20 protein-coding genes are annotated in these 24,123 nt (G+C 71.4%); 2 read left to right on the top strand and 18 right to left on the bottom strand.

All coding sequences use genetic code 11. The features are described from left to right. Positions 1-47: 47 nt before the first annotated feature. The 11 genes from miaB to Q1V88_RS03355 form a co-directional block, all read right to left on the bottom strand. Positions 48-1,568, bottom strand: a complete 1,521-nt coding sequence (gene miaB, locus Q1V88_RS03405; protein ID WP_300677890.1) for a tRNA (N6-isopentenyl adenosine(37)-C2)-methylthiotransferase MiaB — start codon at positions 1,566-1,568, stop codon at positions 48-50. Positions 1,569-1,624: 56 nt separating this feature from the next. Further along, complete coding sequence (locus Q1V88_RS03400; protein ID WP_300678234.1) at positions 1,625-2,389, bottom strand: phosphate ABC transporter ATP-binding protein; 765 nt, start codon at positions 2,387-2,389, stop codon at positions 1,625-1,627. 149 nt (positions 2,390-2,538) lie between these two features. Beyond that, positions 2,539-3,618, bottom strand: coding sequence for a hypothetical protein (locus Q1V88_RS03395; protein ID WP_300677888.1), 1,080 nt, complete (start codon positions 3,616-3,618; stop codon positions 2,539-2,541). Positions 3,619-3,651: 33 nt separating this feature from the next. Then, positions 3,652-4,239 (bottom strand): hypothetical protein, encoded by a 588-nt coding sequence (locus Q1V88_RS03390; RefSeq protein WP_300677885.1) that lies wholly within the window; start codon positions 4,237-4,239, stop codon positions 3,652-3,654. 102 nt (positions 4,240-4,341) lie between these two features. Further along, positions 4,342-5,613, bottom strand: coding sequence for a hypothetical protein (locus Q1V88_RS03385; protein WP_300677882.1), 1,272 nt, complete (start codon positions 5,611-5,613; stop codon positions 4,342-4,344). A 138-nt stretch (positions 5,614-5,751) separates the two neighbouring features. After that, positions 5,752-6,690, bottom strand: a complete 939-nt coding sequence (locus Q1V88_RS03380; RefSeq protein ID WP_300677880.1) for a sortase — start codon at positions 6,688-6,690, stop codon at positions 5,752-5,754. Continuing rightward, positions 6,687-9,389, bottom strand: coding sequence for a hypothetical protein (locus Q1V88_RS03375; RefSeq protein ID WP_300677877.1), 2,703 nt, complete (start codon positions 9,387-9,389; stop codon positions 6,687-6,689). Before Q1V88_RS03375 ends, Q1V88_RS03380 begins: the two co-directional genes overlap by 4 nt. After that, complete coding sequence (locus tag Q1V88_RS03370) at positions 9,386-11,017, bottom strand: substrate-binding domain-containing protein (RefSeq protein ID WP_300677874.1); 1,632 nt, start codon at positions 11,015-11,017, stop codon at positions 9,386-9,388. Before Q1V88_RS03370 ends, Q1V88_RS03375 begins: the two co-directional genes overlap by 4 nt. A 62-nt stretch (positions 11,018-11,079) precedes the next feature. Beyond that, the gene (gene pstA, locus Q1V88_RS03365) at positions 11,080-12,198 is read right to left on the bottom strand and encodes a phosphate ABC transporter permease PstA (RefSeq protein ID WP_300677872.1); all 1,119 of its coding nucleotides are present in this window, start codon (positions 12,196-12,198) and stop codon (positions 11,080-11,082) included. Next, positions 12,195-13,166 (bottom strand): phosphate ABC transporter permease subunit PstC, encoded by a 972-nt coding sequence (pstC, locus tag Q1V88_RS03360; RefSeq protein ID WP_300677869.1) that lies wholly within the window; start codon positions 13,164-13,166, stop codon positions 12,195-12,197. Before pstC ends, pstA begins: the two co-directional genes overlap by 4 nt. Before the next feature lie 256 nt (positions 13,167-13,422). Continuing rightward, the gene (locus tag Q1V88_RS03355; protein ID WP_366914060.1) at positions 13,423-13,908 is read right to left on the bottom strand and encodes a hotdog fold domain-containing protein; all 486 of its coding nucleotides are present in this window, start codon (positions 13,906-13,908) and stop codon (positions 13,423-13,425) included. Between the two features lie 171 nt (positions 13,909-14,079). Between Q1V88_RS03355 and Q1V88_RS03350 the strand changes: the two genes are divergently transcribed. After that, positions 14,080-14,574: a MarR family transcriptional regulator gene (locus Q1V88_RS03350; RefSeq protein WP_300677866.1), complete on the top strand. Its 495-nt coding sequence runs from the start codon at positions 14,080-14,082 to the stop codon at positions 14,572-14,574. Here the strand turns inward: Q1V88_RS03350 and Q1V88_RS03345 are convergent. The 7 genes from Q1V88_RS03345 to rsmI all read right to left on the bottom strand — a co-directional run bounded on the left by Q1V88_RS03345 (position 14,533) and on the right by rsmI (position 22,024). Continuing rightward, complete coding sequence (locus tag Q1V88_RS03345) at positions 14,533-15,570, bottom strand: glycosyltransferase family 2 protein (RefSeq protein ID WP_300678230.1); 1,038 nt, start codon at positions 15,568-15,570, stop codon at positions 14,533-14,535. The genes Q1V88_RS03350 and Q1V88_RS03345 overlap by 42 nt on opposite strands. A gap of 76 nt (positions 15,571-15,646) precedes the next feature. Beyond that, positions 15,647-17,482, bottom strand: a complete 1,836-nt coding sequence (locus tag Q1V88_RS03340) for an ABC-F family ATP-binding cassette domain-containing protein (protein WP_300677863.1) — start codon at positions 17,480-17,482, stop codon at positions 15,647-15,649. Further along, positions 17,482-18,435: a 4-(cytidine 5'-diphospho)-2-C-methyl-D-erythritol kinase gene (locus tag Q1V88_RS03335; RefSeq protein WP_300677860.1), complete on the bottom strand. Its 954-nt coding sequence runs from the start codon at positions 18,433-18,435 to the stop codon at positions 17,482-17,484. The genes Q1V88_RS03340 and Q1V88_RS03335 overlap by 1 nt, the downstream gene beginning before the upstream one ends. Then, entirely contained in the window at positions 18,435-19,271 is an 837-nt protein-coding gene (gene rsmA, locus Q1V88_RS03330; RefSeq protein WP_300677858.1) for a 16S rRNA (adenine(1518)-N(6)/adenine(1519)-N(6))-dimethyltransferase RsmA, read from the bottom strand. Before rsmA ends, Q1V88_RS03335 begins: the two co-directional genes overlap by 1 nt. Before the next feature lie 18 nt (positions 19,272-19,289). Beyond that, entirely contained in the window at positions 19,290-20,144 is an 855-nt protein-coding gene (locus Q1V88_RS03325; RefSeq protein WP_300677855.1) for a resuscitation-promoting factor, read from the bottom strand. Between the two features lie 210 nt (positions 20,145-20,354). Then, positions 20,355-21,179, bottom strand: coding sequence for a TatD family hydrolase (locus Q1V88_RS03320; RefSeq protein ID WP_300677852.1), 825 nt, complete (start codon positions 21,177-21,179; stop codon positions 20,355-20,357). Further along, positions 21,179-22,024, bottom strand: a complete 846-nt coding sequence (gene rsmI, locus Q1V88_RS03315; protein ID WP_300677849.1) for a 16S rRNA (cytidine(1402)-2'-O)-methyltransferase — start codon at positions 22,022-22,024, stop codon at positions 21,179-21,181. Before rsmI ends, Q1V88_RS03320 begins: the two co-directional genes overlap by 1 nt. Positions 22,025-22,156: 132 nt before the next feature. Here rsmI and Q1V88_RS03310 point away from each other — a divergent pair, with 132 nt between their 5' ends. Then, on the top strand, positions 22,157-23,887 hold the full coding sequence (locus tag Q1V88_RS03310) for a phospholipid carrier-dependent glycosyltransferase (protein ID WP_300677846.1): 1,731 nt from the start codon (positions 22,157-22,159) through the stop codon (positions 23,885-23,887). Positions 23,888-24,123 lie beyond the last annotated feature (236 nt).

The following is a 24,123-nucleotide window of genomic DNA, read 5'->3' as shown; positions in this document are numbered from 1 at the left end:
TGACAGTCACTGGGTGACGCTCACGCTACGCCGATCACGGCTGTGGATCAGCCGCAGACAGGTGCGTCCGGCAGCGGAGCCGGTACCCCGACCGTGGGCAGGCCCAGGCCGACCGTGCGGGTCTCTGCCTGCGCGGGCTTGCCCTGGCTGCGCTCCCAGACGTCGCCGGCCTTCGTACGACGCACCGCGTGCACCCCGGAGTCGGCCTCCAGGTAGTGCGGCGCACCACGCGTGATGGTGACGGTGACGACATCGCCGGGGCGGACGTCGACGCCGTACTCCAGGGAGCCGGCGGCGAAGTGGACCAGCCGGTTGTCGGGAGCGCGACCGGAGAGACGTCCGGTCTCGGTGTCCTTGCGGCCCTCGCCCTCGGCGACCATCACGTCGAGGGTGCGGCCCTCCTGGGCCTGGTTCTCCTCGTGGCTGATCCGGTTCTGCACGGCGACCAGTCGCTGGTAGCGATCGGTGACGACGGCCGGGTCGATCTGGCCCTCCATCGTGGCCGCCGGGGTGCCGGGACGCTTGGAGTACTGGAAGGTGAAGGCGCTGGCGAAGCGCGACTCCTCGACCACCTTGAGCGTCTCGAGGAAGTCCTCCTCGGTCTCGCCGGGGAAGCCGATGATGATGTCGGTGGTGATCGCGGCGTCCGGGATGGCGGCCTTGACCTTGTGGATGATGTCGAGGAACTTCTGCTGCCGGTAGGACCGGCGCATCTCCTGGAGCACCCTGCTCGAACCGGACTGGAGCGGCATGTGCAGCGACGGCATCACGTTCGGGGTCTCGGCCATCGCCTCGATCACGTCATCGGTGAACTCGGCCGGGTGCGGGCTGGTGAACCGGACCCGCTCCAGGCCCTCGATCTGGCCGCACGCGCGCAGCAGCTTGGAGAACGCCTGCCGGTCGCCGAACTCGACGCCGTACGCGTTGACGTTCTGGCCCAGCAGGGTGATTTCGGAGACCCCTTCGGCGACCAGCGCCTCGATCTCGGCCAGGATCTCGCCGGGGCGGCGGTCCTTCTCCTTGCCGCGCAGCGCGGGGACGATGCAGAAGGTGCAGGTGTTGTTGCAGCCGACGGAGACCGACACCCAGGCGGCGTACGGCGACTCGCGACGGGTCGGCAGCGTGGACGGGAAGACCTCGAGGGACTCCAGGATCTCGACCTGGGCCTCCTCCATCACCCGGGCGCGCTCCAGCAGCACCGGCAGCGAGCCGATGTTGTGCGTGCCGAAGACGACGTCGACCCAGGGGGCCTTGGTCGTGATGGTGTCGCGGTCCTTCTGCGCCAGGCAGCCACCGACGGCGATCTGCATGCCGGGTCGCTTGGCCTTCACCGAGGAGAGGTGGCCGAGGTTGCCGTAGAGCTTGTTGTCGGCGTTCTCCCGCACCGCGCAGGTGTTGAACACGACCACGTCGGCGGCCTCGCCCTGCTCGGGATCCCAGCGCAGGTAGCCGGCGCCCTCCAGCAGCCCCGAGAGTCGCTCGGAGTCGTGGACGTTCATCTGGCACCCGTAGGTCTTGACCTCGTAGGTGCGCGGCGTGCTCGCAGACTCGCTCGCGGGTGCGCTCACAGGGGTGTTGGCAGACGTCGACATAACGCCTGCAAGCGTACGGCGCTCACGGGGCCTCAGCCGAACCGACCGTGGACGTAGTCGGCGGTCCGAGGGTCGATCGGGTCGGTGAACATCGCCTCGGTGTCGCCGTGCTCGACGATCACCCCGGGCTCGCCGGCCCCGGCGAGGAAGAAGCCGCACTGGTCGGAGACCCGGCGGGCCTGCTGCATGTTGTGGGTGACGATCACGACCGTGACGTCGGCGGCGATGGCCAGGATCGTCTCCTCCACCACCCGGGTCGAGGTCGGGTCGAGGGCGGAGCAGGGCTCGTCCATCAGCAGCACCTGGGGCGAGACCGCCAGGGAGCGGGCGATGCACAGCCGTTGCTGCTGCCCGCCCGAGAGTGCCGAGCCCGGCTGGGTGAGGCGGTCCTTGACCTCGTCCCACAGCCCGGCGCGGCGCAGCGACACCTCGGTGAGCGCCGCGGCCTCGTCCTTGCGCACCCGCACCCCGGTCAGGGAGAGGCCGGCGAGCACGTTGTCCCGGATCGACATCGCCGGGAACGGGTTGGGCTTCTGGAAGACCATCCCGATCGAGCGGCGGGCCTCGGTCAGCGGCCGTTCGGGGTCGTAGAGGTCGTGCCCGTCGAGCATCACCGACCCGGCCAGCGCGGCGCCGGGGACCAGCTCGTGCATCCGGTTCAGGATCCGCAGGAACGTCGACTTCCCGCACCCCGAGGGGCCGATCAGGGCCGTGACCTGGCCGGCGGGCATGGTCAGCGAGACCCGGTCCAGGACCTTGCGCCGACCGAACCACGCCGAGACGGAGTCCGCCTCCAGAGCGCGCGCCGTCGTGGCGACGAGCGGCGCGGGCTCTCCCGAGACAGGTCCTGCGACCGCACGCGTGAGGGCACCGTCAGCGCCGGAGTCGGCCCCAGGCGGGGTCGACCCGGCGGCTGCCGGGGTCGCGCTGGAGGCGGTCAGGGTGCTCACTTGCAGGCAGCCGCCTTGGCTGCGGCGGCCTTCGCGGCGGCGCTCGCCGCCCGGGTCTTGGCAGCCAGGGCGGTCGCGGCCGTCTTCACCGCGGCGGTGTAGGTCCGCCCGGCCGAGCCGGCCTTGGTGGCAGCCTTCTTCGCGCTCTTCTGGGCGGTCTTGAGTGCCTTCTTCGCCTTGGTCAACGCCGCTGCGGCCTTCTTCTTGGCGCTTGCCGAGGTGGCGGCCTTGACCTTGGCCTGCGCGGTGGCGACCTTGGCCTGGGCCGCGGTGACCTTCGCGTTGGCCTTGATCAGGGCCTTGACGCTCGCCGGAGAGGAGGCCTTGGCGAGCGCACCGGCGGCCTTCGCCGACGCGGTGGTGGCGGTGGCCAGGGTCGCGCTGGCGGACTTCGCGGCCGCCGTCGCCGCCTGGCAGGCCGCCGACGGGCCGGGGCTCGTGGTGGTGGTCGCCGTCGGGGAGGCGGGGCCGGTCGGCTCGACCGTGGTCTCGCCATACAGATGCCACTGCCCCTGGGAGACCTGCAGGTCGAGCACGTCGTACGACGTGCTGAACGCACGGCCCGGCGCGCCGGTGGTCAGCCTCAGCTCGTAGCTGCCCTCGTAGCCCGCGGTGCTGACAGTGTTGGAGAAGCCGCCGAGGTACTGCGCCAGCGGCACCGACCCGGTCAGGTTGACGCTCGGCCCGGAGGCGAAGCCCGGCAGGCCGGTCTGCGCGGTCGGGGCGGCGATCGTGACGCCACTCCAGGCGTCGGCGTTGGCGGGCGTGCCGGAGGCGGCGTACGGCGTGTAGAGGGCGAGCGAGGCGATGGTGTCGCCCGAGCGCAGCCCGCCCGAGCCCACCGCGTAGGCGGCCAGCGGTGCGTCGACGGAGCCCGAGGTGACCGGCTGGCCGGCGGCGTCGACCAGGCTGATCGTGCCGACCGCGTTCGGGCTCTTCACCGAGGCGGCCTGCCAGGGCGCCTCGCTGGCGGCGTGGACGGCGGTGATCCCCGCAGCGGCGAGGCCGCCGCCGGCGAGCAGGCCGGCCAGGGTGAGCGTGACGGCGGGGAGCCGCAGACGGTGGGTGTTCTTCACGGGAGTTCCTCTCGGGAGATCGGGGGCGGCGGGTCAGGAGGCACAGCTGCCGGGGTCGACCGCGCGCCAGCGATCCCCGTCGATGGTCAGGTCGAGTGCGTCGTAGGTAGCCGTGCCGACGCCGTCGGCCGTGGAGCCGACCAGCAGCCGCAGCTGCACCCAGCCGTCCCAGGTCGCCGGGTAGCCGGCCAGGAACTGACGCAGCGTGATGGTGTCGGCGCCGAGGGTGAGCCTGGCGGTCGGCTCCCCGTGCACCAGGGTCGCGGCGCTCAGGGCGAGGCCGCTCCACTCCGAGGACTCGGCGCCCTGGCGCGGCTGGAACGCGAACAACGTCGCGGTCTGCCCCTCCCCTGCCGGGATCGCCGCGTGGCCACGGACCACGGCGGCCAGCGGTGCGGTGGTCGACCCCGAGGTCACCGCGGCGCCGTCGGAGGTGCACAGCGCGATCCGCCCGGTCGCCGCGGCGTCGGCGTACGGCGGCGTGCTCGGGCTCCGATGCACGAACCGCACCACGCCCACGGCCACGGCGCCGACGAGCAGCACCGCCACGACCAGAGCGACCACGGGCCGCCGGGAGCGACCGGGGACGGCTACAACGTCGGGGTTCTCGAGCAAGGTCATGGCGGTCCTTTCGTGTCCGTGGTGGGGCTGGGCGGGAGGCGCGGGAGGGGTCCGGCCGGCCCGGGCGGGGGTGCGCCGCGTCGGGCCGACCGGAGTCTGGGGCTACTCGGTGTAGTCGGTGCCGAAGTCCTTGTACGTCGGCGTCAACCCGAGCTGGGTGAGGATCTGCTTGCCGGCCGGGCTCTGGACGTACGGCGGCAGCACCGTGTTCGACGTGGAGTCGGCGTCGTAGTCCTCGTTGTAGAAGAGCGACTGCACCCAGTTCAGGGTGCTGCCCGGCTGCCACGGCGTGGTCGACGTGGCGTCGGACTCACGGAACACGACCAGGTAGCGGATGTCGGTCTTGAACGCGCCGGTGCCGGTCTGGAGCGCGATCCCGCCGGTGCCGAGCGGGGTGCCGAGGTTGGCCGAGTTGTAGTCGCCCGGGTCGGCGGTGCCGGTGCCGGCGGCGATCGCCTCAGTCTTGGTGGCCGGGTAGAAGTAGTGGTCGTTGAGCAGCGTGTAGCGCCCCTGCGGGAACGGCACCAGCGCGTTGGGCTTCTCCTCGGCGCTGAGCGTGGTGATCGTGGTCGGGTCGTTCTGCTTGACCTGCTGCACCCAGTTCACCGTGGAGGCCTTGGAGCCGCTGCTCCACAGGCCGAGGGCCTTGAGGAAGACCTGCTGCACCCCGGCGCCGTCCTGCGGCAGCAGCGGCACGATGGTGGCGTTCGGGGCGGGCGGGGTCCAGCTCCCCAGGTCACTCACGCCCGCCTTGAGCTGGGCCCAGGTGGCGCCGGAGTGGGTGTAGATCCAGGCCAGGTCGGCGACCGAGAGGGCCGGCGGCGCGTTGGTGGTGGTCGCGGTGGCGACGTACTGGACGTCCTTGGCGAACTGGATGGTGCGATAGCTGCCGATCCCGCCGGTACCCAGCGCGGTGGACTTCTGGGTGGCGCTGAGCGCGTTGGGGGTGCGGGCGAACTGGATCCGGTTGCCGTTGGTCGGGTCACCGTCGTTGAGCAGGGCGGTGATGCCCTTACCGCCGCCGTTGGGGCGCCGGATCGGCGAGGTGCCACCGCGCACCACCACGGTGGCGTTGAGGTTCTCGGCGGTGCCCAGGGCCGGGTCGGTGAACGCGTTGCGGCTGTTGGCGTCGCCGGTGGCGTCGTAGTTGAAGACCCGGTGCCGGTTGCCTGCGGTGTTGTAGCCGGGCAGGCCGGCGTAGCCGTCGGCGAGGAAGTTCACCGAGTTCTGGATGATGTCGGACCCGACGCCGACGACGTCGCCGGCCTGGGCGGCGGGGTCGGCGTGGACGGGAGCGGCCTGGCTCAGGGCCAGGCCGGCGACGGCGAGGGACCCGAGGACGGCGGCGCCGACGCGCGTGCGTCGCTGAATCATGGGCTGTGCCTTTCTGTCGTCCGACGGATCGGATCGCGGTAACACGACATAAAGTAGAGTAGAAAACTGGACTTAATAGGAAAAGTTCAGGATGTGGACAGGAGTGAGACGAGCGGTCTAGACCCGCGCGGCCTGCCCTCAGACCAGGCTCGGCAACAGCCGGCTCCCCACCGACGAGACCAGCCACAACGCCGCCAGCACTGCCGGCAGCCCGGTCGTCCAGGCCGCGACCAGCGACCAGCGCAGCCGCGCCCACACCGCCCAGCCCGCCGCCAGGATCAGCACCTGGAGGGCCAGCGCGAGCAGCGCGACCGTCACCACGCCGGTGTCACGACTCATCGGGGCGTCGGCGGGATCGACCGCGGCCACGGCACCCGCCGGGGCCACCTTCCCGACCAGGTCCGCGTCCACGTAGACGGTCCCCGACCTGCTCAGCCCGTGGCCGTCGGCGGTGACGAGCACCAGTCGCCCCGCCCCGGCCGCCAGCGTCGGCACTGCCGCACCAGCCCGGCGTACGCCGATCACGCGGTAGGTGAAGGCGCCCTGCTGGGTGGTGACCGCGATCTGGGACCCCACCGGCAGCGCCGCGATCGAGCCGAACGGCGCCCCGAAGCTGAGCGAACGGCCCTGCACCACGCTGGTGCCGACCTGGCCGGGCAGCACCGAACCGCGGACATGCCCCGCTCCCCCACGCAGCAGCGACGACGTCGCCCCCTCGACCACGACCTCGTCGCGCAGCCCCGCACCGGGGATGTCGAGCAGCGCCACCGGTGTCCCGGCGGCGATCGGGGCACCGGTCGGGGCGACCCCCTCGGCCAGCGCCGAACGGAGCTCGGGATAGAGCCGGGACTGGGTGTGACCGGCCTGGAAGCCACTGAGCACGACCAGGTAGAGCAGCCCCCAGCCGAGCACGATCGCCACGGCCAGGGCGATCTCGGAGACGACCAGGCGGTTCTCCCGCCCCGAGGGCGGGAGCGGTCGGGCGTCGACACCCTCGCTCCGAACCTGGGTCCGGGTCGGGGCCGGAACCTGAGCCGAGGCCGAGGCCTCGGCCGAAGCCGTGTCGGTCGCGCTCACCGCCGCACCCGCCGCACCCGCCGCAGTGCCCCCACCAGCTGAGCCGAGAGCGCCTCACCCCAGCGCAGCCCGGCACCGAAGACCAACAGCGCGACCGCGGCGAAGGCGGCGCTGGGCAGCCCGTAGCGCCCGAACCCGGTGGTCGCGGCGACAGTCAGCACCGGCTCGGCGACCGTGGCGACGCCGGGGGCGGCGACCGGCACGGTGCCCCCGGCGGCGGGCGCGGAGGGCACCACGTCCGGGATCGCCAGGGACGGTGCCGCCGGGACGACGGCGGGCGTGGCCGACGTACTCGCGCTCGGGCTCGCCGACGCGGTGGTCGGGCACGAGGTCAGCCCGACCCGCGGCACCTGTCCGCTCTGGGCGGCGACGGCCTGGGCCGCACAGGTCGTGTACGTCGCCAGCGCCCCCAGCCCCGAGGCCTTGGTCAGCGGCAGCAGACCGGCCGGCAGCTGGCCGATCGCGATCCCGGTGCTCTGCCCGGGCCCCGCGGCGTAGCGCAGGAACTGCGCCGCCCGGGCCGCGGTGGCACTGCTCAGGCCCTCGACGGGCACGGTGGCGAAGATCGGCATCGTGCCCGGGTAGGCCCGCGCCCCGGCGGCGGTGTGCAGGCTGGCGTAGGGCAGCGTCCACAGCCCCCGGTCGGTGTCGGGGGTCAGCAGGGCCGCTCCGGCCTTCAGACCGGCGGTGTCGGGGGCGACGAAGGTCCTGCCCTGAGCACTGGTGAAGGTGTCGGCCAGCGGCACCGAGCTGGTGGTCTGCAGGTCGGCCACATCGAGGCCGTAGCGCGAGGCCGCCGAGAGCGGCACCAGGCCGAGCAGGAACCGCCGCCCGGGGGTCTGGCGGCCCTGCGGACGCAGCTTCAGGGTGGCGGGGTTGCCGGCGTCGGCGTCACCGGAGCAGAGCAGGGTGACGTTCGAGATGGCGTACTGGACGTCCTGGATCAGGGTGGCGAGCTGGCCGACCGGGCTCGCGATCAGCCCCAGATACGGCGCGGGGCTGTAGTTGTAGCAGAGCGTGTCGTGCTCCAGGGTGAACGTGTCGAGCTGCGGCCACTGCGAGACCGGCAGCTCGATGTGCCGGTAGTTCGGGTTGACCTTCATCCCCCACGGGTCCGGGACGCCGTTGAGGAAGTCGCGGGCCTCGGTGTCCTGGTCGAGGTAGCTGGTCAGTGCCCGCATCAGGTCGGAGTCGGTGTTGAGGGTGAGCAGGGTCGAGGCCGCCTCGAAGACGCCCAGGTGCGGCGCGTCCGGGTTGAGGGCCTGGAACTCGGGGTCGTCGAGCAGGTTGAGCGGGTTGTCCGCCAGCGGGGCGTAGGCCCGGGCCAGCTGGGTGTTGCCCGGATAGGACTCGCTGAGCAGCTTGGCGATCAGCCGGGCGTCGAGCCGGAGCGAGGTCAGCCGTTGCCCGTCGGCGTCGTCGGCGGTGAACGCGATCGCGAAACCGCTCACCCCGACCGGTGCCTGCACCGCGGGGCGTTGATAGCCGTCGTCGGGGGCGAAGGTCGACAGCGCGACGGTCGCGGTGCCGGCGTCGATCATCGAGCGGGCCGCGCCGTCGGCGGCCTGCACCTGGATGATCGGGTCGAGGCTGCGGGTGGTGCAGAACTTCGGGGTCCATTGGGCGGCGACCTCGTTGAACAGGATCGAGCCGTACAGCGAGAGCGGGCTGGTCTTGTTGACCACGCCGCACACGCTGGAGGTCAGGGCGAAGGAGAGCGGCACCTGGATCCGGTTGTCCCAGTTCGACGCCGACCACCACAGCAGCCCCGAGGTGGACAGGTTGTAGTCGCCGGGCCGCTGCAGGTCCCCGGCCTGGTAGGCGTCGGTGCCCCGGCAGGCGGCGTCGGCACGGGTGGCGTCGTTGCCGGTCGGCTTGGCCGCACTCGCAGGCAGCTGCGTCCCCCACGCGTCGCAGCTGAGCCCCTCGATCGGGATCGCGACCAGCGAGCAGGCGGTGCTCGCCGAGCAGCCCAGGGAGCCGTTGTCGTCGCCGGTCCAGATGCTGAACCGGGTGCTCCCCTTGCCGTTGGCACCCGTGACGCCGTACGTCGTGTTGCTGGGCAGTCCGATGTCGGAGACCTCCGCGGACTCCGGTGCGGTCCCGGCACAGCCGGAGGGGCCACCGGCGTACGTGGTGCCGTCGGCGGCCACGAACGGCACCCACCGCGACGCCCCGCTGGTCACCGTCGGGCAGGCCGACGGCATCGGGTCGGGTGCGCCGACGAACTGGGCGCGCTCGGCGACCGTGGCCGCCGCGTCCGAGCGCCAGGCGGGCCACTTGAACGCGGTCGGGCTGGACCGCTGGTAGCGCTCCCCGTCGCTGGCGGTCCAGCAGGTCTTCGGGGTGACCGCAGCGCCCTGGCCCCGGCACTGCAGCAGCACGAACGGGTACTCCTCGCGGGCCGCGGTGGCCGAGGTGAGGTCCAGCGCCACCCCGCCGGTGGGGTGCGCGCCGCTCCAGGAGACGTCGATCTGCTGGCGGCTGCGCAGGTTGGTGGTGGCCGAGACCGTCAGCCGCACGGTGCGCCGGTCGGCCTCGGTGGCAGTGCCGGTCTCGTCGTAGAAGGTCCGCGAGACCTCCCCGGAGACGGTCACACCGGTCGCCGAGCTGGCCGCCGGAGCCGCCGGGAGCAGCACCACGAACGAGGCGCACCCCGCCGCCAGCGCCGCGATCAGGGACCCCCATACCCGCCTCACGACCGCCTCCGCAGCGCCCGCGAGAGCACCGACGGACCGACCACGGCGATGCCGAGCAGCCCGATCACCAGGGCGGTCAGCGCCCCCGAGGGCCCCGAGTCACGGTCCGGGGACAGGGTGGTCGGAGTGATCGACCCGGCCGCCAGCGAGGCGTCGCTCAGCGTGCCGGTCGTCCCGGCGGCGACGGTCGTGGAGCCGGTGCCGGTGGCGGGGGCCGCACCCGCGCTCGGGGCGCTGCCGACGCTCCCGGAGCCGGCGCCGGTGCCGGTCGTGCCCGTGGTCGTCGTACCGGACGGGGAGCCGGCGGCGTTGTTCTTGGCGTCGGTCGGGGCCGAGCCGTTGTAGGAGCCGACGCCCGCAGCGCACGGATCGGCGCCGATCTTGTCGCACGCCGGCGGGTTGGGGGCGATCTTGGCCAGGTGGTTCTGGTCGGGGTGGCCGGCGACGAAGGTCGGGTTGTGGCAGGTGCTGACCTCGCGCTGGGTCAGGTCGACCTTCGGGTCGGCGGCCTTGATCTTGGCGATCTGCTCGAACCCGGCGGTGACCAGGTTGACCGGCAGGCTGGAGTACCCGATCGGCCCGATCTCGGACTGCCCCTGGCAGATCCCGTAGTAGAGGAAGTCCGCCAGCGTCTGGCGCTGCCCGGTCTGGGTGAGCTTCGCGTCATCGGCGCTGGTCGGGATGATCGCGTAGACGTAGGAGCTGAGCGGGTAGGTCCGCTTGTCGGCGTTGACGTAGACCCCGTCGAGGTTCTGGGTCAGGTAGTTCGGGTCCTTCGGGTTCTTGTTGATCACCGCCTTGGTCAGCGCGACGGCGACGTTGTACTGGGTCGGCAGGGTGTAGTAGCCGGCCTGGTTGAGCACCTTCGCGGCCGGGTAGTTGGCCAGCAGCGGGTAGGAGTACTCCTCGATCCCGATCGCGCCGTTGGCGCCGGCCGCCTTGAGGAAGTTCATCACCCCGTCCGAGCCGGCCATCGCCTTCTGGTTGCCCGTTGCACGCCCGCAGTTGAGCGGGAAGTACTCCGTCTCGGCGACCTGTCCGCCGTTGCAGGCCTTCCAGATCGCCGGGTAGCGCTTCGACAGGTAGCGGGTGAACTGGTTGGTCACGCCCGCGCCCTCGGAGTGGACCACCGGGATGATCGGGATCGAGGGCAGCGCATGCCCGTTGTTGTCCTTCGTGATCAGGGGGTCGTTCCAGTTGGTGATCACCGAGGTGAAGATCTTCGCGATCGTCTCCCCCGACAGCCGCAGGTTGCGGACCTTCTGACCGCCCACCTCCAGGTGGTAGGGGAAGGCGGTGCCACCGGCGGCGATCGGCAGGTAGGCGTAGGAGCGGCCCTTGGGGTCGTCGACGGTGCCGGTGGTCGGGTCGGCGCCGCGGTAGCCGATGTCGGAGACACCGAAGTGGGTCAGCTTGTTGGCGTAGTCCTGGCGTCCCTGGGCCGCGCCGTTGGCGGTGAAGACGACCTGCATCCCCTGGGTCGCCACGTCGGCCACCCACTGGTTGACCGCGTTGGCCGCCCAGCTGGAGCCCGAGCCGAGGATCAGGGAGTGGGTGACGGCGTTGGCCGCCGTCGGGCCGCCGAGGGCGAGCGCCGTCGCTGCCGCGCTGAGCGCGAGGGCCCGCACGGTGCGGGTCAGGGAACGGGCTCCGGGTCCGGACCTGGGGCGAGAACTGGGTCGGGGGCGGGTCATCGGGCTCTCCGGGCGACGAAGCGGGCAAGGACGAACAGGACCAGGACGAGGACCAGCAGCACCGTGGCTGCGGCGTACCCGCGGGTCTCGAAGCCGGGCTCCCCCGAGGAGACGGCGTTGTAGATGAACAGCGGCAGCGAGTTCATCGGGTTGTGCAGCGGGTCGGCGTTGAAGAAGGTGCTCGCGCCGCTGGTCAGGATCAGGGGGCTGGTCTCCCCCACCATCCGGGCGATGCCGAGGATCAGGGCCGTGGCCAGACCGGGTCGCGCGGTCGGAAGCACCACCCGCCAGACCGTCTGCCACTGCCCGGCACCCAGGGCGTACGACGCCTCCCGCAGGCCCCCGGGCACGACCCGCAGCACCACGTCGGCAGCACGCGCCATGATCGGCAGGCCCATCACCGCCAGCGCCAGCGCGGCGGCCAGACCGCTGCTCGGGAACCCCAGGCCGACGATCAGGGTGGTGTAGACGAACAGGCCGGCCACGATCGAGGGCAGCGCCGTCATCGCCTCGATGATGGTCCGTACCAGCCGGGCGCCACGGCCGCCGACCTCGGACATGAAGACCGCGGTGGTGACGCCGAGCGGCAGCGCGATGGCCACCGCGATGGCGACCTCGATCAGGGTACCGATGATGGCGTGCGCGATCCCGCCCGAGGAGAACGCGTCGCTGGGCCGCACCCCGGCCATGTCGGAGGTGAAGAAGTTGAGGTGCACCAGCGCCGGCAGCCCCTTGCCGACGGTGACCACCACGGTCGAGGCCAGCGCGGTGCCGATCACGACCGGGGCTGCGACCACGAAGCAGCTCGCCACCCGGTCGCTGACCACCGCCAGCGGGCGGGTCAGGGCGGTCAGGCCTGCGTAGAACACGATGAAGACGGCGTACCAGAAGAGGACGAAGCCGATCCTGCCGCTGAAGGGCAGGATCTGGGCGTAGAGCAGCCAGGTGGTGGCGAGGCTGCCGATCACCGCGCCGAGCAGGGTGAGGCGGTCCTCGCGAGTGCTGGCGCGGGTGACGCGCAGCCGCTCGGCGGGCGGGTCGACGTGCGGGTCGACGGGGGTCGCGGGTGGCTCGGCCGGGCTGTCGGGAGCCGGGCGCAGGGCGGTCAGGCTCACAGCTCGGTCCCCGCTCCGCTCCGGCTGCGGGCGACGATCCGCGAGGCCAGCGTGTTGACTGCGAGGGTCATCACGAAGAGCACGAAGCCGCAGGTCAGCAGGGCGCTGAGCTGGGCGGGGGTGGCCTCCTTGTAGCCGATCGCGATCATCGAGGAGATCGTCGCGGTGCCGGACTCGAGCACGTTGACCTTGATGTGGAAGGCCTGGTTGATGATCAGGACGACGCTGATCGTCTCACCCAGCGCCCGGCCCAGGGCGAGCATCGAGCCGCCGACGATGCCGGACCTGCCGAACGGGAGGACGACCTTGCGCACCATCGCCCAGCGGGTGGCGCCCAGGGCGATCGCCGCCTCCTTCTCCCCGGCCGGGGCCTCGGCGAAGACCTCGCGCATCACCGAGGTGGCCATCGGGAAGATCATCATCGAGACCGCGATCGCGGCGATGAACGCGCTGCCCTGGTAGGCGGCGTACCCGGGTGCCTGGTTCCAGATCGGGTAGTCGACGTCGGTGTGGACGTAGAAGAACGGGATCCAGCCGAAGTGCGCCGAGAGCCAGTGCGACACGTGCGCGGCATGCGGCTGGATGAAGAGCAGCACCCACAGGCCGAAGACGATCCCGGGGACCGCTGCCATCAGGTCGACGGCGCGCACCAGCGTCGGGCGCAGCGCGGGCGGGGCCCAGTCGGTGATGAACAGGGCGGTGCCGATCGCCAGCGGCAGCGCGATGATCAGGGCGATCAGAGCTACCTCGATGGTGCCGACCAGGACCGCGGCGATGCCGACGATGTCCTGGCTGGGCAGCCAGCGCTGCTCGGTGAAGAACCCCAGGCCGTAGTGCGACAGCGTCGGCTTGGCCTGCAGTGCCAGGAAGACGCCGATCGAGGCGACCAGCACGAAGGTGAGGTAGCCGACCGCCCGCACCCCGTGCAGGAAGAGCCGATCGGCCCGCGAATGTCGCTGTACGAGCACGCGTGGCGCCGGCTCTGCGACGCGCACTGCTCCCACTGCCTCCGACACCATCAGCACCCCTCTGATCGATTAACACGATAAGATTAGGTGACTATCAGGTGATTCGTTGGCGGTCTCAGATTTCGCCTCAGGTTTTACTTTCGCCGACTTCCGGGTTCGCCACCGCCGACTTCCGGGTTCGCCACCGCCGAGATCCGGGTTCGCCACCGGCGACTTCCGGGTTCGCCACCAGCGTGGCCGTACGCCGACCCGCGGATCAGCCCTTCGACTTCTTGGTCGTCACCCAGAGGTTGATCGTTCCGTCGATCACGACGGTCCCATCGGCCAGCTCGCCGCGCACCCGCACCGGCAGGTCGCCCTCGGCCTCGTCCCACTGCACCTGGTCGGTCTCGGCGATGCAGGTGACGTTGCCCGCCGCCTTCGCGGTGTACGCCACGGTCATGCCCTTGGGGATCCAGCGCTTGGTCGAGGGCACAGTGACCTCGGCCAGGGCGCCCATCGCCATCTCCAGACCGTTGCACAGCGCGATCGCATGCACGGTGCCGATGTGGTTGTGCACCTTGCGGCGGTCGCGGATGACCAGCTCGGCATGGTTCGGCTCGAGCACGGTGACGGTCGCGCCGATCGAGGAGAAGTACGGCGCCACCTGGCTGTACAGCACGGAGAACGCCTTCTTGCCGAACCGCTCGCCGACCACGGGGAGGGTGGTGGTGCGCTGCCACAGGGTGCCGATGTTCATCATGCGCTCGATATTACTCACGAGTAACCACTGCTCACCAGCCCCGTGGCCCCTGCTCCCCCGCCACGCCAGCACCGCCGATCACCCGTGCGGCCCCCCGCCGATCACCCATCGCCCCTCCCGCCATCCGGCTTTCTCGACATCAAGAATCTCGATTCGCCGTATGCTGGAGCCATGCGAGACGAGGTCGACGAGCTGGCTGAGGCGTGGGCGCGCGAACGGCCCGACCTCGACCTCTCCCCCGTCGCGGTCTTCTCCCGGCTCTCGCGGCTGTCGCGTCACCTCGACCTCGCCCGGCGTGAGGCCTTCGCTGCCAACGGCGTCGAGGCCTGGGAGTTCGACGTCCTCGCCGCGCTGCGACGTGCCGGGTCGCCGTACGAGCTCTCGCCCGGCCGCCTCCTGCGCGAGACCCTGGTGACCTCGGGCACGATGACGAACCGGGTCGACCGACTGGCGGCGCGCGGCTTCGTGGAGCGCTACCCCGATCCCGAGGATCGCCGCGGCGTGCTGGTCCGGCTCACCCCGGAGGGCAAGAGCGCCGTCGACGCCGCCTTCACCCGGCTGGTCGACGCCGAGCACGCCTTCATGGCGGGGCTCAGCGCCGAGCAGGCCGACGAGCTCGCGGGGCTACTGCGCCGCCTGCTGATCCCGTTCAGCGCCGGGGAGTGAGCCCGACACCGCCGGAGCGCGGTTGACGTAGGACGTCACCGGCGTCGCCGTCGAGCGACGGTCGTCGGTGCGGTTGATCACCAGCTCCGCGATCAGGCCCATCCCCAGCAGCTGCACGGCCAGGATGTCGAGCAGGATGCCGAGCTGGAGCAGCGGCCGGGTCCCGATGGCGTGGTCGGTGAAGAGCCAGACCCCGGTCAGGTAGAGCAGGATCAGGGTGCCGATGAAGCCGAACAGCAGCCCGAACCCGCCGAAGAGGTGCGAGGGGCGCCGGTCGTAGCGCGTGATCGAGACGACGGTGAGCAGGTCGAGCGCACCGCGGGTGTAGCGCTCCCAGCCGTACTTGGAGTGACCGTGCAGCCGCGGCCGGTGGTTGACCGCGAGCTCGGTGACCTTGAACCCGTTGGCGTGGGCCAGCGCGGGGACGTAACGGTGCAGCTCGCCGTACAGCGGGACGATGTCGTAGATCTCGGCGTACCCGACCCGGAGCCCGCTGTTGTGGTCGTTGAGCTTGAGGCCGGTGACGACGCCGGTGGCGCGGTTGAAGACCTTCGAGGGCAGCCGCTTGTGCAGCGGGTCCTTGCGCACCTTCTTGTAGCCCGTGACCAGGTCGAACCCCTCGTCGAGCTTGGCCAGCAGGTGCGGCAGCTCGGCGGGGTCGTCCTGTCCGTCGGCGTCCATCGTCGCGATGATCCGCCCGCAGGCCTCGCTCAGGCCGACGGCGAGCGCCTCGGCCTTGCCCATGTTCGTGCGCAGCCGTACGCCGCGCACCTGGCCGAACCGCTGACAGGCCGCCTCGATCGCGGCCCAGGTGCCGTCCGTGCTGCCGTCGTCGACCAGGATGACCTCGTACTCGGCGATCCGATCGACGTGGGTCATCACCCCCGCGATCTCCTCCATCAGGCCGGCGAGGCTGGCGGCCTCGTCCTTCGCGGGGATCACAATCGAGAGGTCGATGATCGGCTCCTGAGGTCCATGCGCGCCGCGGGTCGGCATCACCCGGCGAGCCTAGCCCCTGCGGTGCTCGGGCCACGACGGCGGCGGCACTGTTCAGGGCGGGCTCGACGGGAGTTCACTCCAGGATCTCCGAGGCCTCGAGCCACTCCAGCTCGAGCTCGTCCTTCTCCTCCATCAGGGTCTGCAGCTGGGCACCCAGGTCCGCGAGGCGCTCGTAGTCGGCGCTGTGGGCCTCGAGCTGGACGTGCAGTGCCGCCTCGGCCTCGGCGATCTTGGCCAGGCGGCGGTCGACGCGGGCGATGGTCTTCTTCGCCTCGCGCTCCTCGGCCGAGCCCGCCTTCGCCCGCCGAGATCCGGCTTCGCCACGCTCGACTTCCGGGTTCGCCACGGAGGTCGGTGAGGAACCCGGAACTGGGCTGTGGGAAACCCGGGTCTCGGGGGTGGTGAACCCGGAAGTCGCGGCGGCGGCGCGCTTCTCCAGATACTCATCCACCCCACGCGGCAGCATCTGGATCTGCCCGTTGCCCATCAGCGCCCAGATCGAGTCGGTCACCCGCTCCAGGAAGTACCGGTCGTGGGAGACCACGATCAGGGTGCCCGGCCAGCCGTCGAGGAAGTCCTCCAGCACCGTCAGGGTGTCGATGTCGAGGTCGTTGGTCGGCTCGTCCAGGAGCAGCACGTTCGGCTCGTCGAGCAGCAGCCGCAGCAGCTGGAACCGGCGCCGCTCACCACCGGAGAGGTCACCGATCCGGGTGGTCAGCTTGTCGCCGGTGAAGCCGAACCGCTCCAGCAGGGAGGTCGCGCTGATCTCACGGCCGTCGGCGGTCTTGTTCACCCGACGGATCTCCTCGACCGCGTCGAGCACCCGCTTGTCGGGGTCGACGATGTCGAGCTGCTGGGTCAGGTGCGCCAACGCGACCGTCCGACCGGTCTTCACCGTGCCCACCCGCGGGGCCAGGGTGCCGTCGAGCACCGCGAGCATCGAGGTCTTGCCCGCGCCGTTGACGCCGACGATCCCGATCCGGTCCCCCGGACCGATCCGCCAGGTGGCGTGGTCGAGCAGCTGCCGCTCGCCGCGGAAGACGTCGACGTCCTCGACGTCGATCACGTCCTTGCCCAACCGCTGGGTGGCGAACCGCTCCAGCTCCAGCCGGTCGCGCGGCGGCGGCTCGTTCTCGATCAGGGCGTTGGCGGCGTCGATCCTGAACTTCGGCTTCGAGGTCCGGGCCGGCGCTCCGCGGCGCAGCCAGGCCAGCTCCTTGCGCATCAGGTTCTGCCGACGCGCCTCCGACGCGGCGGCCTGACGGGCACGCTCGGCCTTGGCCAGCACGAAGGCGGCGTACCCGCCCTCGTAGACGTCGACGACACCGTCGTGCACCTCCCAGGTCCACTGGCACACCGCGTCGAGGAACCACCGATCGTGGGTCACGACCACCAGCGCCGAGGCCCGCTTGGAGAGGTGCTCGGCCAGCCAGGCGACCGCCTCGACGTCGAGGTGGTTGGTCGGCTCGTCGAGGATCAGCAGGTCCTGGTCACCGAGCAGCAGCTGCGCCAGGGCGCACCGACGGCGCTCGCCACCCGAGAGCCCCTCGACCACCCGGTCCAGGCCGATCCCGGCGAGCAGCACCTCGACCACCTCGCGGGTGCGGCCGTCGGCGGCCCACTCGTGGTCGTCGCGACCGCCGAGCACCGCCTCGCGAACGCTGTGGGTGTCGTCGAGCTGGTCGCCCTGGTGCAGGTAGCCCAGCAGCAGGCCGCGCTGCTGCGAGACCCGGCCCCGATCGGGCTCCTCGATCCCGCTCATCACCTCGAGCAGGGTGGTCTTGCCGTCGCCGTTGCGCCCGACGATCCCGATCCGGTCGCCGAGGTTGACGCCGAGCGAGACGTCGTCGAGCAGCGGCCTGATGCCGTACGACTTCGAGACGTGCTCCAGGTTGAGCAGATTGGCCACTAGAGGATCTCCACCACGTGAGCGCCCGCGACCGGAGCCGGTGCGAGCCAATGAGTGATACCGGCCTCGGTCAGACGCGAGGCGGCGGCACGGGCCGCCTCGACACCGGAGACCAGCGCCAGCAGGGTCGGGCCCGACCCCGACAGCAGGACGGCGTCAGGACGCGCGACCTCGACGATCTGATCGCGCAACGCCACCAGATCCGGCCGCAGGTCGTACGCCGGCACCGCCAGGTCGTTGTGCAGCGCGGCCGCCACTCCTGCAGCATCGCCGTCGGCCAGCGCCGCCAGCAGCGGCTCGGGCACCACCGGCGGGACCGGGGAGAGCATGCCGGCCTCGGCCATCGTGTCGAAGTGCCGGTAGACCACCGGCGTGGACAGGCCCACCTCGTGCGGCACGACCAGCCACCACAGGGTGCTGGCGTCGGCGACCGGGTCGACCAGCTCGCCACGGCCGGTGCCCAGCGCGGTGGCGCCGATCAGGGCGAACGGCACATCGCTGCCCAGGTCGGCGGCGAGCGCGAGCAGGTCGTCGTCACTGGTCTGGAGGTCGAAGAGCCGGTCGATCGCGACCAGGGCCGCGGCTGCGTCGGCGGAGCCGCCGGCCATCCCACCGGCGACCGGGATCCCCTTGTGGATCTCCAGGTGCGCGGCCAGGTCGGGGCGGCCGTGGTGGGCGACCAGCGCCCGGCCGGCACGGATCGCGATGTTGTCGGCGTCGGTCGGGACCGTGGCCAGGTCGATGTGGGCGTCGGCGACGGTGTGGATCGTCCACGCCGCACCGGGCGCTGCGGGGGTGGCCGTCACGTCGTCGTACAGCCCGATCGCCTGATAGACGGTCACCAGCGGATGGAACCCGTCGGCGCGGACCGGCCCGACCCCCAGGTGCAGGTTGATCTTGGCCGGGGCCCGGACGGTGACGGCGACGCCCTCGGAGGTCGGAGCCAGACTCATCAGGCGACGGCCTCGGCGAGACGGACGAAGTCCTCGATCGTCAGCGACTCCCCCCGGGCGAGCGGGTCGATCCCGGCCGCCTCCAGGTGGTCGGAGGTGACGCCCGCGCCCTTGAGCACGCCCCGCAGCGCCTTGCGGCGCTGGGCGAAGGCGGCGTCGATCAGGGCGAAGACCTGCTCGCGGCTGACCCGCGTGGTCGGCGGTGCGTGGTGCGTCCAGGCCACCAGGCCGGAGTCGACGTTGGGGGCGGGCCAGAAAACGTTGCGGCCGATCGCCCCGGCCTTGCGCACGTCGGCGTACCAGGCGGCCTTGACCGACGGCACGCCGTAGACCTTCGACCCGGGCGCGGCGGCGAGCCGGTCGGCGACCTCGGCCTGGACCATCACCAGCCCCTTGCGCAGGCTCGGCAGCAGCTCCATCAGGTGCAGCAGGACCGGCACCGAGACGTTGTAGGGCAGGTTGGCGACCAGGGCGGTCGGTGCCGGGTCGGGCAGCTCGGTCACCTTGAGCGCGTCGGAGAGGACGAGCTGGAACCGGTCGGCCTGGTCGGGGGCGAGCTCCGCGATCGTGCGGGGCAGCCGGCCGGCGAGCAGCTCGTCGATCTCGATCGCCGTGACCCGCGCGCCGGACTCCAGGATCGCCAGCGTCAGCGAGCCGAGCCCGGGGCCGACCTCGACCACCACGTCGGTCTCGTCGATGCCCGCCTCGCGGACGATCTTGCGGACCGTGTTCGGGTCGATGACGAAGTTCTGACCCTTCTGCTTCGTCGGTCGCAGATCCAGCTCGGCCGCGAGCGCCCGCACCTCGGTGGGACCCAACAGACGCGGCGCAGACATGCGGGCCAGGTTATCGGCTCAACGCGGAAGGCCGAGCTTCGCGGCGCAGCCGGGCCAGGCGCCGTAGCCGCCCGAGGCGTCGCGGACCTTGGTCGCGATCCGGATCTGCTCCTCACGGCTGGCCTGGTCGGGGCGACCCGAGCCACCGTTGGCACGCCAGGTGCCGAGGTTGAACTGGAGGCCGCCGTAGTAGCCGTTGCCGGTGTTGATGTGCCAGTTGCCGCCGGCCTCGCACTGGGCCAGACGGTCCCAGGTGCTGCCGCCGGAGACGCTGCCGGAGCCGCCCGAGCTGCCCGTGCTACCCGAGTTGGCCGAGGTGTCGACGACCGGCGCCGGACGCTCCTTGGTGCCGACCAGCACGATCTTGTCGACCGCCTTGCGCTTGAGCGCGGCACGCAGCAGGGTGCGGTCGGTGACCTTCCCGGCGCGACGCGTGACGTCGTACGTCGCCAGGCGCGAGCCGGCGACACCGGCACGGGACACCTTCGTCTCGCCGACGTACAGGGTCGAGGAGCTCTTCTTCACCGTGTCGTAGGCGACGGCCTCGGTGCGCTCGATGATGGAGTGCAGCTCGAGCTGGCGCCAGGTGCGCTGCCCGTCGGCGTTGAAGACCCGCTGGGAGGTGACCGCTCCGACGGTCTGGGTGGCGAGCGGTGCGCGGCGGCTCATCGAGCGCGAGAGCTCGTCGTCGCGGGTGGTCGAGGTCGAGCTCGACGCGGTGCTCGGGGTCGTCGTCGCCGAGCTCAGGGAGGCGGCGTCAGCGGTGATCTCCGCAGGCGTCGACTGCTGCGATACGAGCACTCCGACGGTGACCGCCCCGAGGGTGAGTCCCGTGGCTGCGATCGCGGCTCGGCGCTGGGTGCGTGTGAACATGACACCCCACCGAACGTGACGATCTGCCCGAAATCAAACCCACAGCCCCCACTCAGGCGGAAAATGTGACCTATCCCACACGATTTCAGGGGTCCTTCGGTTCGCGCGCGGGGTCGGTGCGGGTGTAGCGAAACCGGATCTCGACGGTGGCGAACCCGGATCTGGGAGGTGGTGAACCCGGATCTCGACGGTGGCGAACCCGGATCTCGGCTACCAGGTGCCGCCGAAGGCAGCCGAGGTGTTCGCGTCGACCGCGGCACACAGGTCACCCAGGTCCATCCCCCGGGTCTCGGCCATCACCCGCAGCGTGGTCGGGATCAGGTACGGACTGTTCGTCGCACCCCGGTGCGGCGCCGGCGTCAGGAACGGCGCGTCGGTCTCGACCAGGATCCGGTCCAGCGGGGCGATCGCCAGCGCCTCGCGCAGCTCGGGGGCGTTCTTGAACGTCACCGTGCCCGCGAAGGAGAGGTACGCACCCCGGTCCAGGCACTGTCGGGCGAAGTCGGCGTCGCCGGAGAAGCAGTGCATCACCCAGCGATCGGGCAGCCCCTCGGCGTCGAGGCACTCCAGGATCTGCTGGTGCGCCTCCCGGTCGTGGATCTGCAGGGTGCGGTCGTGCCGCTTGGCGATGTCGATGTGGCGCCGGAAGCTGTGCGTCTGGGCGTCGATCCCCTCAGGCCCGGTCCTGAAGAAGTCCAGCCCGGTCTCCCCCACGGCGCGGACCCGGTCGTGGGCGGCCGCCAGGGCCTCGATCTCGTCCAGCGCCGCATCCAGGCCCGCGCCCAGCGCGGGTGCCTCGTTGGGGTGCAGCGCGACCGCCGCGATCATCTGCGGGTACGTCGCCGCCGCCTCGACCGCCCAGCGCGAGGAGGCCAGGTCGCAGCCGACCTGGACGAAGCGGGTGACGCCGACCGACGCGGCGGTGGCGAGCGCCTCGGCGACCTCCAGGTGGTCGCCGTTGCGCTCGATGTCGAGGTGGCAGTGGTTGTCGACGACCGGGTGCGGCAGCGCCTCGGGGATCGGCGGGAAGCTCATCAGCTCTCCTTCTTGTGCACCAGGTCGTAGACCTCGCGCTTGGGCACGCCGGCCTGCTTGGCCGCCGCCACGATGGCCTCCTTGCGGGTCATCCCGTCGGCCTCCAGGTCACCGACGAGCGCCAGCAGCGCCTCCGGCGAGGCGTCGATCTCGCCCGGCTGATAGCCCGTGACGACGATGGTGATCTCGCCCCGTACCTCGCCGCCGGCCCACGCCACCAGCTCGGCCAGTGAACCGCGGATGACCTCCTCGTGGGTCTTGGTCAGCTCCCGGCAGACTGCCGCCGAACGTTCCTGCCCGAACCCCTCGGCCATCGCCTCCAGGGCAGCCAGAGTGCGGTGCGGCGCCTCGAAGAAGACCATCGTCCGCTCCTCGGTGGCCAGGCCTGCCAGCCGCCGGGACCGCTCGCCTGCCTTGCGCGGCAGGAAGCCCTCGAAGCAGAACCGGTCCACCGGCAGGCCGCTGACGGCCAGGGCGGTGAGCACCGCGCTCGGGCCGGGCACCGCGGTGATGGTCACGTCGGCCTCCACCGCCGCGGCCACCAGCCGGTAGCCCGGGTCGGAGACCGACGGCATCCCGGCGTCGGTGACGAGCACGACCCGCTCCCCGGCGAGCAGCCACTCCAGCAGCTGCGGGGTCCGACCCACCTCGTTGCCCTCGAAGTAGGAGACCACCCGTCCGCGCAGCTCGACGCCGAGCTCGGAGACCAGCCGCTTGAACCGGCGGGTGTCCTCAGCGGCGATCACGTCCGCGGCGGCGATCTCGGTCGCCAGCCGCGGCGGCGCGTCCTCGATCCGCCCGATCGGTGTGGCCGCCAGGACCAGGACCCCTACCTCTGCGCTCACCCCCTGATCCTCCCACTGACCGCCACGCGTCCGGTCCTTGCGGGGTGCCGTGTTCGGCCCGGGGCCGTCTCACAGGTCACTCCTGCGCGCAGGTGCAGCGTGGGTCCGTCGGCACGCCGTACGCTGGCATCCGTGACCCTGCTGATCGATGGCGAGCCGCACGAGCCGATCTCCCGCACCCGGGGTCTGGGCAGCCCGGGCGACGGGGACCCCGTCCCCAACGCCTGGCAGCGGGCCCGCAGCGCGATCGCCGGCCACGACGCCGTCGTCGGCTGGTGCGCCACCATCCTGGTCACCGCCTTCGCGTTCGTGATGCGGCTGTGGCACCTCGGTACGCCGCGCGAGTTCGAGTTCGACGAGACGTACTACGCCAAGGACGCCTGGTCGCTGCTTCACTTCGGCTACGCCCGTGATTACGTCGACGGCGCGAACCAGAAGATCCTCGACGGCACCACCACCGGGATCTTCAAGGACACCCCGGAGATGATCGTCCACCCCGAGGTCGGCAAATGGATGATCGCGCTGGGCGAGAAGGTCTTCGGGATGGACCCGACCGGATGGCGGATCTCCTCGGCGATCGCCGGCGCGCTGCTCATCATGGTCCTGATCCGGCTGGTCCGCCGGCTCTCCGGCTCGACCCTGCTCGGCTGCGTCGCCGGTGTGCTGCTCTGCTTCGACGGCCTCGAGTTCGTGCTGTCACGGCTGGCCCTGCTCGACATCTTCGTCGCGCTGTTCACCCTCTCCGCGGTGAGCTGCCTGGTCGCCGACCGGGACTGGTACCGCAACCGGCTGGCCACCCGCCTGCACGGCCCCGCCACCGGCTGGGGCCCGCGCGTGCTGTGGCGGCCGTGGCTGCTGGCCTCCGGCCTGCTGTGGGGGCTCGCGATCGGCACCAAGTGGACCGCCCTGGTCCCGCTGGCCGCCTTCGGGATCCTGGTGTGGCTGTGGAGTGCCGGGGCCCGCCGCTCGTTCGGCGTACGGTGGGCGCTGCCCAAGTCCGTGATCGCCGACGGCATCCCGGCCTTCTTCCACCTCGTCGTGGTCGCGGCCTTCGTGTACGTCGCCAGCTGGGGTGGCTGGCTGGCGCACGCCGACGTCTACGTGAAGAACCTGTCCTCCACGCAGTACACGCACTACACCGGCCACGGGAAGTGCGACGGCGAGACCTGGGTCGCCACCGATCCCGACAACACCAAGAAGTGGCCCACCGCGACCGAGCCCGACAAGAGCGGTGTCGCCGGCGTCGTGCAGGACCTGCGCAGCCTGTACTACTACCACCGCGACGTGCAGACCTTCCACACCCACTTCCTCAACTGCGCGACCCACACCTACGCCTCGAAGCCATCGGGCTGGCTGATCCTCAACCGTCCGGTCGGCGTCGCGGCCGACACCGGGATCAAGCCCGGCGCCGTCAGCGGCGACCAGACCTGTCCGGCCGACGCGAACCCCGACTGCCTGCGCCAGGTGCTGCTGCTGGGCACGCCGGCGCTGTGGTGGGGCGGCGTGGTCGGACTGCTCTTCGCCGTCGTGATGTGGGTGGTCAAACGCGACTGGCGCTTCGGCGTCGCGGTGGTGGGCGTCGCCGCCAGCTGGCTGCCGTGGTTCCTGTACGACGACCGACCGATCTTCAGCTACTACGCGATCGTGGCGCTCCCGTTCACCGTCGTCGCTCTCGCTCTGGGCATCGGGCATCTGATCGGCCCCGCCCGCTCCGGCCGCCGTCGCATCATCGGTACGGCGATCGCCGGCACGTTCGTGATCGCCGTCGTCGCCAACTTCGCCTGGTTCTGGCCGATCTACACCAACGGGCTGCTGACCCATCAGGAATGGCTCCAGCGGATCTGGTTCAGTCGCTGGATCTAGCCCACTTCCGGGTTCACCACGCGCGAGATCCGGGTCCACCACCGCCCAGATCCGGGTTCACCACCGCCCAGATCCGGGTTCACCACCGCCCAGATCCGGGTTCACCACCAGCGGGTCCGTTCGTGCGTGCTCGGGCCGCAACACGCCGACACCTTCGGCGTGTCTCCCGGATCGGGCACAGGAACGGGATCGACCCACTGCCCGACGTACGACCATGTGAGCAATCCGGAACTCGA

It is taken from the genome of Nocardioides sp. (assembly GCF_030150155.1).
Lineage (GTDB): Bacteria > Actinomycetota > Actinomycetes > Propionibacteriales > Nocardioidaceae > Nocardioides.
Note: the sequence above shows the minus strand (reverse complement) of the source record. Positions and strands in the feature narration are given on the sequence as shown.

Excerpts from the sequence above, each read along its gene's own strand:
- Q1V88_RS03345 (WP_300678230.1), bottom strand. The coding sequence starts at position 15,570 with ATGCCGACCCGCGGCGCGCATGGACCTCAGGAGCCGATCATCGACCTC.
- Q1V88_RS03335 (WP_300677860.1), bottom strand. The coding sequence starts at position 18,435 with ATGAGTCTGGCTCCGACCTCCGAGGGCGTCGCCGTCACCGTCCGGGCC.
- Q1V88_RS03385 (WP_300677882.1), bottom strand. The coding sequence starts at position 5,613 with ATGATTCAGCGACGCACGCGCGTCGGCGCCGCCGTCCTCGGGTCCCTC.
- Q1V88_RS03355 (WP_366914060.1), bottom strand. The coding sequence starts at position 13,908 with ATGATGAACATCGGCACCCTGTGGCAGCGCACCACCACCCTCCCCGTG.
- Q1V88_RS03350 (WP_300677866.1), top strand. The coding sequence starts at position 14,080 with ATGCGAGACGAGGTCGACGAGCTGGCTGAGGCGTGGGCGCGCGAACGG.
- rsmA (WP_300677858.1), bottom strand. The coding sequence starts at position 19,271 with ATGTCTGCGCCGCGTCTGTTGGGTCCCACCGAGGTGCGGGCGCTCGCG.
- Q1V88_RS03320 (WP_300677852.1), bottom strand. The coding sequence starts at position 21,179 with ATGAGCTTCCCGCCGATCCCCGAGGCGCTGCCGCACCCGGTCGTCGAC.
- Q1V88_RS03390 (WP_300677885.1), bottom strand. The coding sequence starts at position 4,239 with ATGACCTTGCTCGAGAACCCCGACGTTGTAGCCGTCCCCGGTCGCTCC.
- Q1V88_RS03325 (WP_300677855.1), bottom strand. The coding sequence starts at position 20,144 with ATGTTCACACGCACCCAGCGCCGAGCCGCGATCGCAGCCACGGGACTC.